This window comes from Roseomonas mucosa ATCC BAA-692, from assembly GCF_000622225.1.
Taxonomy (GTDB): domain Bacteria; phylum Pseudomonadota; class Alphaproteobacteria; order Acetobacterales; family Acetobacteraceae; genus Roseomonas; species Roseomonas mucosa.
In genome coordinates, this window is record NZ_KK211412.1 from 174025 (window position 1) to 188793 (window position 14769).

Sequence of the window (14769 nt, forward strand, 5' to 3'; positions counted from 1 at the left end):
GTCCAAAACCCCCCGCAGCCGGTCAGCGTGCGGCAGGCTGCCAAAGCGCCAGGGCGCCGTCAACGATCCCGATCGATGCAAGCCCTTCGGAAACAAGGCTTTTCGCGAAGGAGGTGACGTAGCGCGACAGTCCACGCCGTCCCGTTGTATCCAGGTCACGCGCCTCGGGCGTTTCCGGGATGCCGTGCTTCTCCTTCAGCCAGGCCCGGGCCTCGCGCTCGCCGCCGATGGCATCCACCAGGCCGAGGGCCAAAGCCTGCCGCCCGGTGTAGATTCGCCCGTCCGCCAGCTCCCGCACCCGCGCTTCCGGCAGGTTGCGGCCCTTGGCCACCATCTCCACGAAGCGCGACTGGATATCCGCCACCACGCCCAGCAGCACCTCCCGCCCCTGCTCGGTCAGCGGCGAGAAGGGGCTGGGCTGCGCCTTCAGCGGGCCGGAGGTCAGCGTCTCCGCCTTCACCCCCAGCGTGTCCATCAGCTGGTTCACGTTGAAGCTCTGCAGCAGCACCCCGATCGAGCCGGTGAGCGTGGCATCGCGCGCGAAGATGCGCTCCGACGGCATGGCGACCATGTAGGCCGCCGAGGCCGCCGTGCCGCCCATCACCGCCACCACCGGCTTGCCGGATTCGCGGAAGCGCATGAGCGCCGAATACAGCGCCTCGCCCCCCGCCACCGTGCCGCCGGGGCTGTCGATGGACAGCAGCAGGGCACGCGTCCCGGCCCGTTCCGCCGCGCGGTCCACCGCCCGGACGACGTCGCGGTCGTCGGTGATCGTGCCGCTGACCACCAGCCGCGCCACGGGCGAGCCGGTGCCGAACCCCTCCATGTCCCGGGGCGCGAAGAGCACGGCCAGGAGCGCCAGCGCCGCCAGCACGGCGCCGCCGCGCCACAGCGCCCGGCTCCGCTTCAGGCGGCGCCGGTCGATCAGGGCATCAGGGTCGAGGGACATGGTGAAGGCTCATGCCGTCCCGCCGGCGCCGGGTCAAATCCCGTCGGCGGTCACGCATCACTTCCTGCGTCGCTCTGTCCCCGGGGCGAGAGGCGGAGCCTCTCCTCCGGCGGCCAACCACGAAGCGCAACGCCCCTGGAACCCGCCGGATCAGCCCATGCCCAGCACGTGCTTCATGTCGTAAAGGCCCGGGGACTGGCCCAGGAGCCAGAGCGCTGCCCGCACCGCGCCGGTGGCATAGACGCGGCGGTCGAAGGAGCGGTGGGTCAGGGCGATCTGCTCGGTGCCGGCGGCGAAGAGGAGCGTGTGCTCCCCCACCACCTGCCCACCGCGCAAGGCGGCGAAGCCGATGGCGCCGGTGCGGCGCGGGCCGGTATGGCCATCGCGGCCGCTCTCGGTGCCTGCCTTTTCCAGCGTGGTGCCGCGCCCGCGCGCCACGGCACGGCCGAGCGCCACCGCCGTGCCGGAGGGGGCGTCCACCTTCTGGCGATGGTGCATCTCGACGATCTCGGCATCGTACTGCTCCGGTGGCAGCGCCGCCGCCATGCGCTCGGCCAGGGCGAAAAGCAGGTTCACGCCCGGCGCGAAATTGGCCGCATAGACGATGGGGATCTGTGTCGCCGCCTCGGCCACGGCGGCTTCCTGCGCCGCGGAAAGGCCGGAGGTGCCCAGCACCAGGGGCCGCTTCGCCGCCATCGCGGCGGCGAGGTGCGCCTCCACGGCCTCCGCGCGGGTGAAGTCGATCACCACGTCGCTGTTTGCGCAGAGGGAAGCGGCATCGGGGAAGATGCGGTAGGGCCCGGCCTCGCCGGAACGGCGCGTGCCACCGGAGACAATGGCACCGGCCTTCGCGCTTTCCTCGGCCAGCAGGACACCGATGCGGCCCGCGATCCCCAGGATCCCAATCCGTGCCGCCACCTGGCTCGTCTCCGCTGCAGCCATCACATCCCTGCCTTGTCCCATCCGGGCGCGGTTCGCCCGGCGCCGGCCCATGCAACAGATCAGGGGCGGCGTCCATCGCCGGCCCGGCGAGCGCAGCGGGCGCAGCCATCATTCCGCGGAAAGGCCGGCATGAAGAAAGGGCGGAGTTTCCTCCGCCCCCTTTCCAGCCACCGGACCGGATCGCCGTTCAGAAGCCGGCGTTCCAGTAGGGTGCCTTGTAGTAGTCGTAGACCCGGCGCCCATAGGCATCGTCGTTGAAGTCGATGCCTTCATCCGCCCCGTAGGAAGGCGCGGACTGCAACTGTTCCCGCGTCATGTCCACGACATAGCCGCCCTGGGCGGTGTCGTAGGTCAGGGTGGACCAGGGCAGCGGGTGGTACTTCTCGCCGATGCCGAGGAAGCCTCCAAAGCTCATTACCGCGAAGGCCACCTTGCCGCTGACCTTGTCGAGCATGACGTCCTCGACGGTGCCGAGGCGCTCGCCCTCGCGGTTGTAGACGGCCGTGCCCTCGACCTTGCTGGCCGAGATCAGGCGGTTCGGCACGTCGCCTTCCGGGCTCGCCGGCGTGCTCACGGCGGGGATGCCGGAGAGGTTGGGGTCGCCGATCGTGGTGCTCATCCTGTTTCCTTCCGCATGGTCGTTCGCCGATAAGGGGTCACGATGCTTGCGGAGCACCGTGGTGGAAGGAAAACGAATCCGCCGCGCCACGGGTTGCCGCTAGGTGGCCAGGGGGTGGCCAGGGGGTAGCCAGGGGGTGGCCCCATCAGGCCCCGCCGGGCTCCCCGTCCTCCTCGGGCCGGAGCAGGGCCAGGAGGCGCGGCAGGGCGGCCGCATGGGCCTCTGCCTCGATGGATCGGTACTCGCGGATCACCCTTTCGCCGAGCCGGGTCAGCCGCGCGCCGCCGCCCCCAGCCCCGCCGGCCGCCGTCTCCACCACGGGCCGGCCCAGGCCCCGGTTGAGGTCCTCCACCAGCTCCCAGGCACGGCGGTAGGACATGCCCAGCGCCCGCCCGGCGGCCGAGATCGAGCCGTTGCGGCCGATCTCCTCCAGCAGCCGTACCTTCCCCGGCCCGATGCGGAGCCCGGGGGCGGGGTCGAGGCGGATGCTCAGCCCCGGCCCGGCTTGCTCCCCGGCCGGGTCGCCGGATATCGCCGCTGTCCTGCGCCGTGCCATGCCGGGCATCCCATCACGCGCACCGGCATCGGGCAATCCGGCCGCTCAGCGCAGCTCCATGCGCCGGATCGGTCCGACGATGACGAGGTAGCTGAGCATCGCCACCAGCGCGTTGGCACCGACGAAGACCAGGGCGCCGTTGAAGGAGCCGGTGGTCTGGATGATGTAGCCGATCACGATCGGCGTGGTGATCGAGGAGATGTTGCCGAACATGTTGAACAGCCCGCCGCTGACGCCCGCGATCTGGCGCGGCGCGGTGTCGGAGATCACCGCCCAGCCCAGCGCGCCGATGCCCTTGCCGAAGAAGGCGAGCGCCATGATCAGCACCACCAGCCACTGCTCGTCGGTGTAGTTGCAGATCACCATGCTCATCGACAGCAGCATGCCCGCGACGATCGGCACCTTGCGCGCCACGGTCAGCGAGTGGCCGCGCCGCAGCAGGGAATCCGACCAGACGCCGCCCAGCACGCCGCCGAGGAAGCCGCAGATCGCCGGGATGGAGGCGACGAAGCCGGCATTCATGATCGACATGCCGCGCTGCTGCACGAGATAGACGGGAAACCAGGTGATGAAGAAGTAGGTCAGCGCGTTGATGCAGAACTGGCCCAGATAGATGCCGAGCATCATCCGGTTGCTGACAAGGTCCGCGAGGTAGGACCAGCGGAAGGTCGCGGCCCTGGCCTGGTCGCCGGCCTTCGCGGGCTGGTCCATGTTCACCAGCGCGCCGCCTTCCTCCAGGTAGCGCAGCTCACCCTGGGTGATGCGCGGGTGATCCTTGGGATCGTAGATCACCTTCAGCCAGACAAAGCTGACCAGGATGCCGAGGAAGCCCATGAAGTAGAAGACGGAGGGCCAGCCGTAGGTGAAGGTCAGCCAGCCCATGATCGGGGCGAAGAGCACCGTGGCGAAGTACTGCGCCGAGTTGAAGATGGCCGATGCGGTGCCGCGCTCCCTGGCCGGGAACCAGGCGGCCACGATGCGCCCGTTGGCCGGAAAGGACGGTGCCTCCGCGAAGCCGACCAGCAGGCGCAGCACGAAGAGGGCATAGGCCGCCGCGGCGAGGCCGACCACGGCCACCTCTCCCTGCAGCAGGGTGAAGAGCGACCAGATGAAGATGCTGAAGAAATAGACTTTCTTCGAGCCGAAGCGGTCGAGCAGCCAGCCGCCGGGGATCTGCCCGATCACGTAGGACCAGCCGAAGGCGGAGAAGACGAAGCCCATCTCCACGGCGCTGAGGCCCAGGTCCTTGGACAGAACGGGGCCGGCGATGGCCAGGGTGGCGCGGTCGGCATAGTTCACGATGGTGACCGCGAAGAGCATGGCCACGATGCTGAAACGCACCCGGCCGACACGCGTCCCTTCGGCCGCGAGAGCAGACGACATCGGTTTCCTCCGGCTTTTCGGGAATCCCGGCCTTGGCGGCCGGGGTATCGCTCACTTGTTCCGTTCGCGCCCGGGACGCGCTGCACGCGGTCCAGGCTCGACCGCCGCCCTTCGTGACACCCTGTCCGGGGCTTATCTCCGCAGCAGCGAGCCTAATATATCAGATAGCAGAGTTGGGAGGCATCCGGGATTATGTGACGGATCTGTCAGGCGGGTGTCACGCCGGGACAAGGTTCGAAAAGGGCCTCGTTGGTCCGCCGCCTTGCCGGGATCGGGGCGCAGCAGTCCCGCCACCCCGGGCCAATCCCAGGCGGGGACTGGAGGAAAATACCACGCCCCCAGCGACAGGGGTTCCGGGGGCGGGCGGCGCCTCCCCCGGGGAGCGGAAACAGGCGCGACGCCGCGGTTCAGGCGGGGCCGGTCAGAGCCCGGCCTCGGGCAGCGTGGCCGGCTCCACCACCCGCGGCTCGCCGCCCAGCTGCAGGGCGTAGAGGGCCAGGGCGCGCTGGGTCTGGCCATCCGGGCTCAGGCGCAGCCCGCCATCGGCACCCAGGACGATCTCCCCGATCGGCAGGGTGGCGGGGGCGTTGGGCCCGCCCTGGGTGGCCCGGGCCGCCACGGTCGCGGCGTCATAGGCCACGGCGGCCAGGCGCGGCGGCGTGTCGCCGAAGGCCTGCCGGTAGCGGCTGTTGAACTGCTCGTGCGCCGTGTTGTCCGGGCCAGGGAAGACGGCGCCAGCCAGCGCGGGCTCCTGGCCCAGCGTGGCCGCGTCCTGCGCCCAGAGCGCCGTGCCGGCGAGGCGCAGCGGCGGCACCACCACCCCGGCCTCGGCCAGGGCGGCGGCGAACTGCCGCGCCCGGCTGCCGCCCTCGGCCAGGATCAGCAGGCCGATCGCATCGGCCTCCGGCACGGCCACCGGCGGCGGCGCGGCGGGATCGGTGGCGACGACCGGGGCGGGGGGCTTCAGCCGTGCCGCGAGGTCCTTGGCCGCCATGGCCGGCAGGGCTCCGGCGGGATAGGTGGAGATCAGCGGCGGCAGCAGCCCCGCCTCCTGGCTGGCGGTGCGGAGCGTGGCGGCGAGCTGCTGCGCATAGGCCCCGTTCGGCGCGGCGAGGCCGATGCGCCGCACCCCGGCCGTGGTGGCGGCGCTGACCAGGCGGCGGACCTGCTGCGCCGGGGTCACGCCCAGGGTCCAGACGCCGTTGCCCGCGACATTCGCATCGTTGGTGAAGGCCAGCATCGGGATGCTGGCGGCGCGCGACACGGCGGCGGCCCCGCCGGTCTCGCCCGAGGTCAGGGGGCCGACCATCACCCGTGCGCCCTCGGAGACCGCCGCGCGCGCCGCCTCGGCCGCCCCGGCCGCGCTGCCGCGCGTGTCGTGCGGCACGAAGTCCACGCCGGGGCTCGCCTGTTCGAACAGGGCCAGGGTGGCGGCGTTCAGCATGGCCTGGCCGAGCGGCGCCTGGCTGCCGGACAGGGGCAGCAGCAGCGCGACCCTGGCGCGCGGTGGCTCCGGCGCGTTGGGGGCGGTGGCGCCGGCCGCATAGGGGCCGGCCGCGGGGCTGCGGGGTTGCGCGGCACAGGCGCCGAGTGCGAGGACCGCAGCCAGCAGCGGGAGATGCCGGAATGGGGACCAGAATGGGGACCGGGATGGGGAATTCCCAAATGGCCGGCGACGAGGACGAGGGGGTTGCGGCTTCACCGGCTGAGCTTCCTCCTGACGAGACACATGACGCTTCCCCCGGACTCTCGCCGGGCGGCGGCTCCGGCGCCAGCCTTCCGGGCCTTGTTCTGGTGGCCACCCCGATCGGCAACCTGGGCGACCTCTCGCCACGGGCCGTCGCCGCCCTGAAGGGGGCGGACGTCATCCTGTGCGAGGACACCAGGGTGACCGGACCCATGCTCGCGCGCCAGGGGGTAGGGACCAGTCTGATCCCCCTGCACGACCACAACGAGGCGAGCATGGTGCCCCGGCTGCTGGAAAGGCTGCGGGGCGGCGCCCGGCTGGCCCTGGTTTCCGATGCCGGCACGCCGCTGGTGAGCGATCCGGGCTTCCGCCTGACCCGCGCCGCCATCGATTCGGGCCTGCCGGTCACCGCGATTCCCGGGCCGAACGCGGCGCTGGTGGCACTGACCCTGTCCGGCCTGCCGCCGCATCCCTTCCTGTTCCATGGCTTCCTTCCGGCCAAGGCGGCGGCGCGCACCGTCGAGATCGGCCGCATCGCCGGGCTGGAGCGGTCCGGGCTGCGGGCGACGCTGATCCTCTACGAATCGCCGCACCGGTTGGCGGAGTCCCTGGCCGCCCTGGCGGAGGGGCTGGGGCCGGACCGGCCGGCGGCGGTGGCGCGGGAGCTGACCAAGCGCTTCGAGGAGGTGCGCCGGGCCAGCCTGGGCGAGCTCGCCACGCATTACGCCGTGCATGCGCCGCGGGGCGAGATCGTGCTGGTGATCGGCCCAGCGCCGGACGAGGCCGTCCCCGGCGAGGCCGACCTGGATGCGCAGATCCGCGCCGCCCTGGCCACCGGGGCCTCGCTGCGCGACGCGGCGGCGATGGTGGCGGCGGCGACCGGCCTGCCACGGCGGCAGGTCTATGGCCGCGCCCTTCAACTCGGCAGCACGCGGTAGCGGCTGCCGGGCGCGAGGCGGTTGGCGAGGGTTCCGGCGGCACGGCCGACCTCGTGGTCGGCATGCGGCGCCAGGGCGAGACAGGGGATGCCGGCGCTGGCGGCGAAGGCGACCGGCAGTTCGCGGCCGCCGATCACCTGGTCGCAGGCGGCGACCCAGCCCTTGAGGCGGGCCGGGGTCATCTCCCGCCGCCAGGAGGCGGCGTCCTCCGGCCCAATCTCCACGACCGGGGAGCGGGGCAGGAAGCGGGCGGCGCAGTCGCGGATGGCGCGCAGGTCGTCGCTGCCGCCCTCGCCCTGCCGCACCACCGGCAAGGGCACCACGGTCCAGCCGTCATAGGGGGCAAGGTATTCCGCGACCAGGGCTTCGTGCTTCGCGAAGACCTCGCGCGTCTTCTGGCTGTCGCTGACCGAGAGGCCCAGCCTCGGGCCGGGAGGGGAAGCCTGGGGCAGTTCCGGCAACAGGTCGCCCTCGGGGAAGGCTTCCAGCCCCGCCCACCAGGGACAGCGCCATTCCACCATCGAGCCCAGCGTGCGGTGGTCGCGGGCACTGGCCTCGTCCAGCGCCTCCAGCACCGCGCGCACCTCCGGCGCGGGGCGGTAGAGCGGCCCCCAGGGGAAGATGGAGAGGCTGCGCAGCCCGGTCCGCAAACCCCGCCCGCGCAGCAGGCCCAGGCGCAGGATCAGGTCCACCGCCCGGTTGTGGTCCGACATGGGCCCGGTCAGCAGGGCGCGCCGCGCCTCGGCCGGGGTCGGGGTGTTCGGCGGCAGCAGGCTGGCGAGCGGCAGGATGCGCGCCGTCGCCTCCGGATCGTCGGTGGCAACGAGGGCGGCCCGGCCCAGCGGCGCGGCGGCGTGCTGCAGCGCCGCCTCGCCCGCCAGATCGCCGCGCCCGAACTCGCCGAGAAAGAGGGTGGGTTCGGGCGTCATCCCGGATGCTCCTCCAGCCCGATGCAGGCCGAGCCGGCGGGAAGCTGGTTGGCCAGGGTCACGAAGACGCGGCGCACGCTGTCATCCTCCATCGGCGAGAGGCCGATGGTCGGCACCCCGGCGCCCAGCCCGTGGATGCAGTTGTGCTTGCGCTGCGAGACCAGCGTGTCCAGCCGGGCGATGATGCCCTTCAGCCGGCGCGGCGTGACCTCGCTGCCCCAGAAGCCGCGCTCGGTGAGCTGCGGCGCCACGATCTCCCGGTCCCCAAGGAACATCCCGGCGAAGCGGTGGAAGCCGCTGCCGTCGTCCTCCTCGTCGGAATCGACATGCAGGGTGGAGCAGATCGGCACCACCGCATGGTCGGGGAAGCGGGCGAGCAGGGTGCGCACCGTGCCGCCATCCGCCTCCAGGCAGCGGGCCATCTGGTTCGTGTTGATGATGGAGATGCCGAGCAGCTTCCGGCCACGCGGCAGGATCGCCTCCGCGAGATCGCCCTCCGCCGCGATGGCGCGCTCGGGGTAGCGGGTGACGCCCGGCACCACCGGCACGCCCCATTCCGCCACCATGTCCACCGAGCGGTGGTCGCGCACGGTGAAGGAGGCGAGGTTCTCCAGCACCCGGCCCAGCAGCGGATGCGGCCAGCCCTCGCCCGGTCCGTACTCCATGCCTGCCCCGGCGATGCGGGCGATGCCGATGTTGTGGACATGGACAGGGATGCCGCGATCCAGCGCGGCCGCCATCCAGGGCAGGTACTCCTCGAAATCCGCCCGCCCGCCGATGCCGCCGCCGCCATAGACGACGCGCTGCGGATCCAGCGCCAGCATTTCCTCCAGCGTGGCGAAGGTGCCGGCAAGACCCGGCACGCAGCGATTCGTCCAGGCGGGATTCTGCGTGAAGGCGAAGGCGCCGCCGGAGGGAGGCTCTCCCGGCGGGAATTCCTGCATCGCCTCGATGAGGCAGAGTTCGTCGCCCAGGTTGCCGTAGCCGTAGGCGCCGATGAAGGCGGTGCGCATGGCAGGTGGGTCGCATGGCCCGGCCCCGCCGCGCAAGAGGCAAACTCGCGCATCGCGCGAGTGAAGGGCGGATTTCCACACTCCGAAAGCCGGGAGTCCGGAGCTGTGCGAGGGCTTTCCGGAGCGGCATCCCCGGACGCACCTCGGTGGGCGGACCCGAAGGTATCCGTGGGACAGCCCCACGGAAGTCCGGCCGGCTTTGTGTGACCCATATGGCAACCCGAGGCGGCCTGCGCGCTTGTTGCCGATATGGCAGCCTCCCTGAAGAGGCCTGCCGCGCAACGATCTGGAGCGGAACATGTCGATCATCGGCTGGCTCATCCTCGGGCTGATCGCCGGCTTCATCGCCAGCAAGCTCGTCAACAAGACGGGCTCGGGGGTGATGCTCGATATCATCCTGGGCATCGTCGGCGCCGTGGTCGGCGGCTGGCTGTTCAGCGCCTTCGGCGGAGCCGGTGTGACCGGCTTCAACATCTACAGCATGATCGTGGCCGTGATCGGCGCGATCATCGTGTTGCTGATCTACCACGCGGTGGCCGGCCGGCGGACCGTCTGAAGACGCCCGGGAGCCACCCGCTCCCGGCGGCGCAACAAGGCCCGGCAGGCAAGTTTTCCAGCAAATTCCCGGAGAAGACACGGACATGGACGAGAACAAGATCGAAGGCACGGCCCGGAACCTCGGCGGCAAGGCCGAGGAGGCCACGGGCAAGCTGACCGGCGATGCCAAGACCCAGGCGGAAGGCAAGGCCGATCAGTTCTCCGGCAAGGCCCAGAAGACCTATGGCGACGCCAAGGAGGCCGCTGCCGACGCGGCGGACGGTGCGAAGGAAGGGGCCGCCAAGCTCTCCGAGAAGGCGGGCGAGGGCTATGACCAGGCCAAGGCCGCGGTGAGCGACGCGGCGGAAGGGGCCACCGGCGAGATCGCCCGCCTGCGCGCCCAGGTCGAGGAGCTGATGCGCGAGCGCGTGAAGCCCGCCCTAAACGACGCCGCCCACAAGGCCAGCGACTATGCACACCAGGCGCGCGACACGATCGGCGAGAAGGCTGGACAGGCCGGCGAGACGATCAAGGAGCGCCCGCTGCTCTCGCTCGCCATCATTGGCGTGGTCGGCTTCGTCATCGGCCGGTTGACCTCCGACCGGCTCTGATCCGGGCGGTCCGCCGCCTTCATTCCGAAAAGCAATCCGGCGCCTGGGGAGGAATCTCCCCGGGCGCCGGTTCCGTTCCGGGGGTGTGGCGTTTGCTTGTGGCCGGCCCCGGGGGAGGCCCGCCTGCCCCCCGGGACGGCGCAAGGCCTGCCGGGATCAGCCGGCCATGACCACCTGCGCTCCTCTGGCCGGGTGGCCGGGGCGGGGCTGGAGGCTTTCCTCCCCCCGGAGGCGGGACAGGAGCTCCGCCCGGCGCTGACTGGCATGGGCGAGATGCCGCTCCCGCACCGGGCCGTAGCCCCGGATCTGTTCCGGCAGGGCGGCGAGTTCCACCGCCACGGCGTGGTTGTGCGGGTTGAGGCGGCGCAGCACCTCCTCCATGTCCTGCTCGTAGGCGGCCAGGATCTCCCGGTGCATCCGCCCGTCGGCGCTGTGGCGGAAGGGGTCGAGCACGGTGCCGCGCAGGCGACGCATCCGGGCCAGGACGCGCAGCGCGCGCAGCATCCAGGGGCCGTAGCTTTGCTTGCGCGGCTCGCCGGTCTCCGGGTCCTTCCGCGCCCAGAGCGGCGGCGCCAGGTGGAAGTTCAGGCGCCAGTCGCCCTCGAACTGCTCCTCGACACGGCGGAGGAAGCTGGTTTCGGTGAAGAGCCGCGCCACCTCGAACTCGTCCTTGAAGGCGAGGAGCTTGTGGTGATAGCGCGCCACCGCCTCGGCCAGCTCGACCCGGCCAGGCACGCGCTCCGCCTCCGCAGCGCGTATCCGGGCCACGAAATCGCCGTAGCGGCGGGCATAGGTGGCGTCCTGGTAGGCCGTCAGCTCCTTCATCCGGCGCTCCACCAGTTCGTCCAGCGTGGCGGAAAGGCGCAGCGAGGGCACGCGGCGCTCCGTCGGGTCGGCGGCGCGCTGCACCGCCTCCAGGTCCAGCACCGCCTGCCGGCCCCACTGGAAGGCACCTTGGTTCATCGCCACCGCGGCGCCGTTCATCTCGATCGCCTTGAGGATCGAGGCGGCCTCCAGCGGGATCAGCCCCTTCTGGTAGGCATAGCCCACCATGAAGAGGTTGGTGGCGATGGAATCGCCCAGCAGGGCGGTGGCGAGCCGCGTGGCGCCGACGAAGATCGCCGCGCCCTCGCCGCCGCAGGCCTCGTCGATCTGCCGCTCCATCTCCGCCAGCGGGAACTGCGGGTCGCGGTGCCGCGCCACGTCGCCGCTGCGGGCCTGGGCCGCGAAGCCGCGCACGAAGTCGCTGGTGACGGAGAAGTCGCTGTTCACCACGGCATGGGTGAGGCCGGCGCGCATCCGCGTCAGGCTTTCCTCCGCCGCGGCCACGACGATGTCGCAGCCGAGCACGAGATGCGCCTCCCCGGCGGCGAGGCGGGCGGCGTGGATCTCCTCCTGCCGCGCGGCGATGCGCAGATGCGACCAGACCGGCCCGCCCTTCTGCGCCAGCCCGGCCATGTCGAGGGCGGAGATGCCTTTGCCCTCCAGCGTCGCCGCCGTGCCGAGCAGCGCGCCGATGGTGACGACGCCGGTGCCGCCCACGCCGGTCACCAGGATGCCATAGGGTTCCGCCAGCGCCGGCTTCGGCGGCTCGGGCAGGGCCGGGAGGGCGGCGGCGGCTTCCGCCGGAGCGGCGGGCGCATCGCCCTTGCCCTCCACGGAGGTCTGACCGCCCGAGGCGCCCAGGCCGCCGATCGGAGCCAGCGCCTTGCCCTTGCGCAACTGCCCGCCCTCCACCGTGACGAAGGAGGGGCAGAAGCCGTCGAGGCAGGAGAAGTCCTTGTTGCAGGAGGACTGATCGATCTGCCGCTTGCGGCCGAACTCGGTCTCCACCGGCACGACGGACATGCAGTTGGACTTGGCCGAGCAGTCGCCACAGCCCTCGCAGACGCGTTCGTTGATCACCACGCGGCGCGCCGGATCGGCCATCAGCCGGCGCTTGCGGCGGCGGCGCTTCTCGGCGGCGCAGGTCTGGTCATAGACGAGCACGGAAACGCCGGAATATTCGCGCAGATCGCGCTGCACCCGGTCCAGCGCGTGGCGCTCGAACAGCGGCACGTCCCCCGGCAGCGTCACGCCGTCATAGCGGGCGAGGTCGTCCACGACGACCACGACGCGCTCCACCCCCTCCGCCCGCACCTGCGCCACGATCTGCGGCACGGTGAGCGTGCCCTCCACCGGCTGGCCGCCGGTCATCGCCACCGCGTCGTTGAACAGGATCTTGTAGGTGATCGGCACGCCCGCCGTGACCGCCTGCCGGATCGCCAGCAGGCCGGAATGCGAGTAGGTGCCGTCTCCCAGGTTGGCGAAGACGTGCTTCGTTTCCGTGAAGGGCGCCTGCCCGATCCAGGCTACGCCCTCGCCGCCCATGTGGGAGAAGGTCTGCGTGCTCTCGGCGCGCAGCCAGGTGGCCATGTAGTGGCAGCCGATCCCCGCCAGCGCGCGGCTGCCTTCCGGCACCACGGTCGAGCTGTTGTGCGGGCAGCCGGAGCAGTAGTGCGGCACGCGCAGCGCCGTGGTGCGCGGCCGGGCGAGGGATTCCTCCTTCGCCGCCAGGAAGGCTAGCCGTTCGCGGATGCGCTCGCCAAGCGCGAAGGGCAGGTCGTGGAAGCGCCCGATGCGGCGGGCGATGACGCGGGCGATCAGCGCCGGCGTCAGCTCGCCCGCGGCGGGAAGCTGCCAGTCATGCACCGGCAGCTCCCACTCGCCCTTGTCGTCGTACTTGCCGATGACGCGCGGGCGCACGTCCTCGCGCCAGTTGTAGAGCTGTTCCTTGAGCTGGTACTCGATGACCTGGCGCTTCTCCTCGACGACCAGGATCTCCTCCAGCCCCTCGGCGAAGTGGCGCACGCCCTCGGCATCCAGCGGCCAGGGCATGCCGACCTTGAAGACGCGCAGCCCGATCGCGGCGGCCTGCGCGTCGTCGATGCCGAGCTGGTCCAGCGCCTGCCGCACGTCGAGATAGGACTTGCCCGTGGTGACGATGCCGAGCCGCGGGCGCGGGCTGTCGATCGCCACGTGGTTCAGCCCGTTCAGCCGCGCATAGGCCATGGCGGCATAGGCCTTGTGGCGCTGCAGCCGCATCTCCTGCGCCAGCGGCGAATCCGGCCAGCGGATGCCCAGCCCGTCGGGCGGCAGCGGGAAATCCTCCGGGATGCGGGTGGCGATGCGGAAGGGATCGAGCGAGATGCCGGAGGAGGTCTCCACCGTGTCCGCCACGACCTTCAGCGCGACCCAGCAGCCGGAGAAGCGCGACATGGCCCAGCCATGCAGGCCGAAATCCAGGATCTCCTGCACGCTGGCCGGGTTCAGCACCGGCATCATGGCGGCGGCGAAGATGTGGTCGCTCTGATGCGGCAGGGAGGAGGACTTGGCGCCGTGGTCGTCGCCCACCACGGCGATGACGCCGCCGAAGGGGGAGGTGCCGGCGGCATTGGCGTGCTTGAACACGTCCATGGTGCGGTCGGCACCCGGCCCCTTGCCGTACCACATGCCGAAGACGCCGGCATGTTTCGCGCCGGGAAAGAGGTTGACCTGCTGCGTGCCCCAGACGGCGGTGGCGGCGAGGTCCTCGTTCAGCCCGGGCTGGAAGCGGATGCGGTGCTCCTCCAGCGCCTTGCGCGCCTTCCAGAGCGACTGGTCCAGCCCGCCGAGCGGCGAGCCGCGATAGCCGGAGATGAAGCCCGCCGTGTCGAGCCCGGCGGCGGCATCGCGCTCGCGCTGCAGCATCGGCAACTGCACCAGCGCCTGGATGCCGGAAAGATAGCGCAACCCCGTGGCCGGGGCGGCGGCGGGAAGCGGCGCGTCAAGCATGGCGCGGCGCCCCGCCGGTAAGCATGCGGGCCATGCCGGGATGGTCCCGGTGCCCCGGACCCTGGCGGGCCGGGATTTTTCCCCCGGAGACAAGAGGTGAAACGCTGGCGACGGATCGCTGCATGGACGCTTCTCCTGCTTCTTTTGACTTTTATCTTACATCGGTCTTTCTCATCTTTCGTTGCGTCGATCCGCATCCGGCGGGAGGATCGGGCATGGTTCTTCCCCTGAAAGCCGCCGCGGCGATTGGAATATGCGCATAGCCCTGGATGCCATCGACCTGCGCCTGCTGGCCGCACTGCAACGGAACGCCTCGCTTTCCAGCACCGAACTGGCCGAGCAGGTCGGGCTCTCCCAGGCGCCCTGCTGGCGCCGCGTGCGACGGCTGGAGGAGGCCGGACTGGTCCGGCGCCGCGTGGCGCTGCTGGACCGCAGGCTGCTTGGCCTGGAACTGATGGTCTTCGCCCAGGTGAAGCTCGCCACCCATGGCCGCGACACGCTGCCGGGCTTCGAGGACGCGGTGCGGCGCCGGCCGGAGGTGCTGGACTGCTTCTCCCTGCTGGGCGGGACGGACTACCTGCTGCGGATCGTGGTGCCGGATGTCGATGCCTATGAGCGCCTCTACCGACACCACCTGTCGCAGCTTCCCGGCGTGCGCGAGATCATCTCCAGCATCGTGATGTCGGAGATCAAGATGACGACGGAACTGCCGCTGCCAGGGCCTCAGGCATCGGTGTCGTAGCGCCGCGCCTCGTGGCAGCCCCCGGCCGAGGCTCCGCCTGCCCCCGGAAG

13 protein-coding genes are annotated in these 14769 nt (G+C 71.4%); 4 read left to right on the forward strand and 9 right to left on the reverse strand.

Annotation, left to right across the window (positions count from 1 at the left end):
- Positions 1-22: 22 nt before the first annotated feature.
- From sppA to BT98_RS25560, 6 genes are all read right to left on the reverse strand, one after another.
- Positions 23-949, reverse strand: coding sequence for a signal peptide peptidase SppA (gene sppA / locus BT98_RS0121035; RefSeq protein ID WP_019462926.1), 927 nt, complete (start codon positions 947-949; stop codon positions 23-25).
- Between the two features lie 150 nt (positions 950-1099).
- On the reverse strand, positions 1100-1891 hold the full coding sequence (gene dapB, locus BT98_RS0121040) for a 4-hydroxy-tetrahydrodipicolinate reductase (RefSeq protein ID WP_037251935.1): 792 nt from the start codon (positions 1889-1891) through the stop codon (positions 1100-1102).
- A 187-nt stretch (positions 1892-2078) separates the two neighbouring features.
- Positions 2079-2510, reverse strand: a complete 432-nt coding sequence (locus BT98_RS0121045) for a PRC-barrel domain-containing protein (RefSeq protein ID WP_019462928.1) — start codon at positions 2508-2510, stop codon at positions 2079-2081.
- A 145-nt stretch (positions 2511-2655) separates the two neighbouring features.
- Positions 2656-3066, reverse strand: coding sequence for a winged helix-turn-helix domain-containing protein (locus tag BT98_RS0121050; protein WP_115359311.1), 411 nt, complete (start codon positions 3064-3066; stop codon positions 2656-2658).
- Positions 3067-3111: 45 nt separating this feature from the next.
- The gene (locus BT98_RS0121055) at positions 3112-4449 is read right to left on the reverse strand and encodes an MFS transporter (RefSeq protein WP_019462930.1); all 1338 of its coding nucleotides are present in this window, start codon (positions 4447-4449) and stop codon (positions 3112-3114) included.
- A gap of 421 nt (positions 4450-4870) precedes the next feature.
- Positions 4871-6178: a penicillin-binding protein activator gene (locus BT98_RS25560; RefSeq protein WP_081798696.1), complete on the reverse strand. Its 1308-nt coding sequence runs from the start codon at positions 6176-6178 to the stop codon at positions 4871-4873.
- On the opposite strand from BT98_RS25560, the gene rsmI reads away from it, so the two are divergent.
- Positions 6115-7074, forward strand: coding sequence for a 16S rRNA (cytidine(1402)-2'-O)-methyltransferase (gene rsmI / locus BT98_RS0121065; protein WP_019462932.1), 960 nt, complete (start codon positions 6115-6117; stop codon positions 7072-7074). The genes BT98_RS25560 and rsmI overlap by 64 nt on opposite strands.
- Here the strand turns inward: rsmI and BT98_RS0121070 are convergent.
- Together BT98_RS0121070 and BT98_RS0121075 are read right to left on the reverse strand one after the other, a co-directional pair.
- On the reverse strand, positions 7053-8003 hold the full coding sequence (locus BT98_RS0121070) for a polysaccharide pyruvyl transferase family protein (RefSeq protein WP_019462933.1): 951 nt from the start codon (positions 8001-8003) through the stop codon (positions 7053-7055). The two genes, rsmI and BT98_RS0121070, sit on opposite strands and share 22 nt — an antisense overlap.
- Positions 8000-9016 carry a polysaccharide pyruvyl transferase family protein gene (locus tag BT98_RS0121075; protein WP_019462934.1) on the reverse strand — a complete coding sequence of 339 codons (1017 nt, stop codon included), beginning with the start codon at positions 9014-9016 and terminating at the stop codon, positions 8000-8002. The genes BT98_RS0121070 and BT98_RS0121075 overlap by 4 nt, the downstream gene beginning before the upstream one ends.
- Positions 9017-9314: 298 nt before the next feature.
- Here BT98_RS0121075 and BT98_RS0121080 point away from each other — a divergent pair, with 298 nt between their 5' ends.
- Both BT98_RS0121080 and BT98_RS26955 read left to right on the forward strand, forming a co-directional pair.
- Complete coding sequence (locus BT98_RS0121080) at positions 9315-9572, forward strand: GlsB/YeaQ/YmgE family stress response membrane protein (protein ID WP_019462935.1); 258 nt, start codon at positions 9315-9317, stop codon at positions 9570-9572.
- Between the two features lie 85 nt (positions 9573-9657).
- The gene (locus tag BT98_RS26955) at positions 9658-10164 is read left to right on the forward strand and encodes a CsbD family protein (protein ID WP_019462936.1); all 507 of its coding nucleotides are present in this window, start codon (positions 9658-9660) and stop codon (positions 10162-10164) included.
- 156 nt (positions 10165-10320) lie between these two features.
- Here the strand turns inward: BT98_RS26955 and BT98_RS0121090 are convergent, their stop codons facing one another.
- On the reverse strand, positions 10321-13977 hold the full coding sequence (locus BT98_RS0121090) for an indolepyruvate ferredoxin oxidoreductase family protein (protein ID WP_019462937.1): 3657 nt from the start codon (positions 13975-13977) through the stop codon (positions 10321-10323).
- Between the two features lie 253 nt (positions 13978-14230).
- Here BT98_RS0121090 and BT98_RS0121095 point away from each other — a divergent pair, with 253 nt between their 5' ends.
- On the forward strand, positions 14231-14719 hold the full coding sequence (locus BT98_RS0121095) for an Lrp/AsnC family transcriptional regulator (RefSeq protein ID WP_019462938.1): 489 nt from the start codon (positions 14231-14233) through the stop codon (positions 14717-14719).
- Positions 14720-14769 lie beyond the last annotated feature (50 nt).

Bases quoted from the DNA above. Each gene is read 5' to 3' on its own strand.
- sppA (WP_019462926.1), bottom strand. From the start codon at position 949: ATGTCCCTCGACCCTGATGCCCTGATCGACCGGCGCCGCCTGAAGCGG.
- dapB (WP_037251935.1), bottom strand. From the start codon at position 1,891: ATGGCTGCAGCGGAGACGAGCCAGGTGGCGGCACGGATTGGGATCCTG.
- BT98_RS0121045 (WP_019462928.1), bottom strand. From the start codon at position 2,510: ATGAGCACCACGATCGGCGACCCCAACCTCTCCGGCATCCCCGCCGTG.
- BT98_RS0121050 (WP_115359311.1), bottom strand. From the start codon at position 3,066: ATGGCACGGCGCAGGACAGCGGCGATATCCGGCGACCCGGCCGGGGAG.
- BT98_RS0121055 (WP_019462930.1), bottom strand. From the start codon at position 4,449: ATGTCGTCTGCTCTCGCGGCCGAAGGGACGCGTGTCGGCCGGGTGCGT.
- rsmI (WP_019462932.1), top strand. From the start codon at position 6,115: ATGGCCGGCGACGAGGACGAGGGGGTTGCGGCTTCACCGGCTGAGCTT.
- BT98_RS0121070 (WP_019462933.1), bottom strand. From the start codon at position 8,003: ATGACGCCCGAACCCACCCTCTTTCTCGGCGAGTTCGGGCGCGGCGAT.
- BT98_RS0121075 (WP_019462934.1), bottom strand. From the start codon at position 9,016: ATGCGCACCGCCTTCATCGGCGCCTACGGCTACGGCAACCTGGGCGAC.
- BT98_RS0121080 (WP_019462935.1), top strand. From the start codon at position 9,315: ATGTCGATCATCGGCTGGCTCATCCTCGGGCTGATCGCCGGCTTCATC.
- BT98_RS26955 (WP_019462936.1), top strand. From the start codon at position 9,658: ATGGACGAGAACAAGATCGAAGGCACGGCCCGGAACCTCGGCGGCAAG.
- BT98_RS0121090 (WP_019462937.1), bottom strand. From the start codon at position 13,977: ATGCTTGACGCGCCGCTTCCCGCCGCCGCCCCGGCCACGGGGTTGCGC.
- BT98_RS0121095 (WP_019462938.1), top strand. From the start codon at position 14,231: ATGCGCATAGCCCTGGATGCCATCGACCTGCGCCTGCTGGCCGCACTG.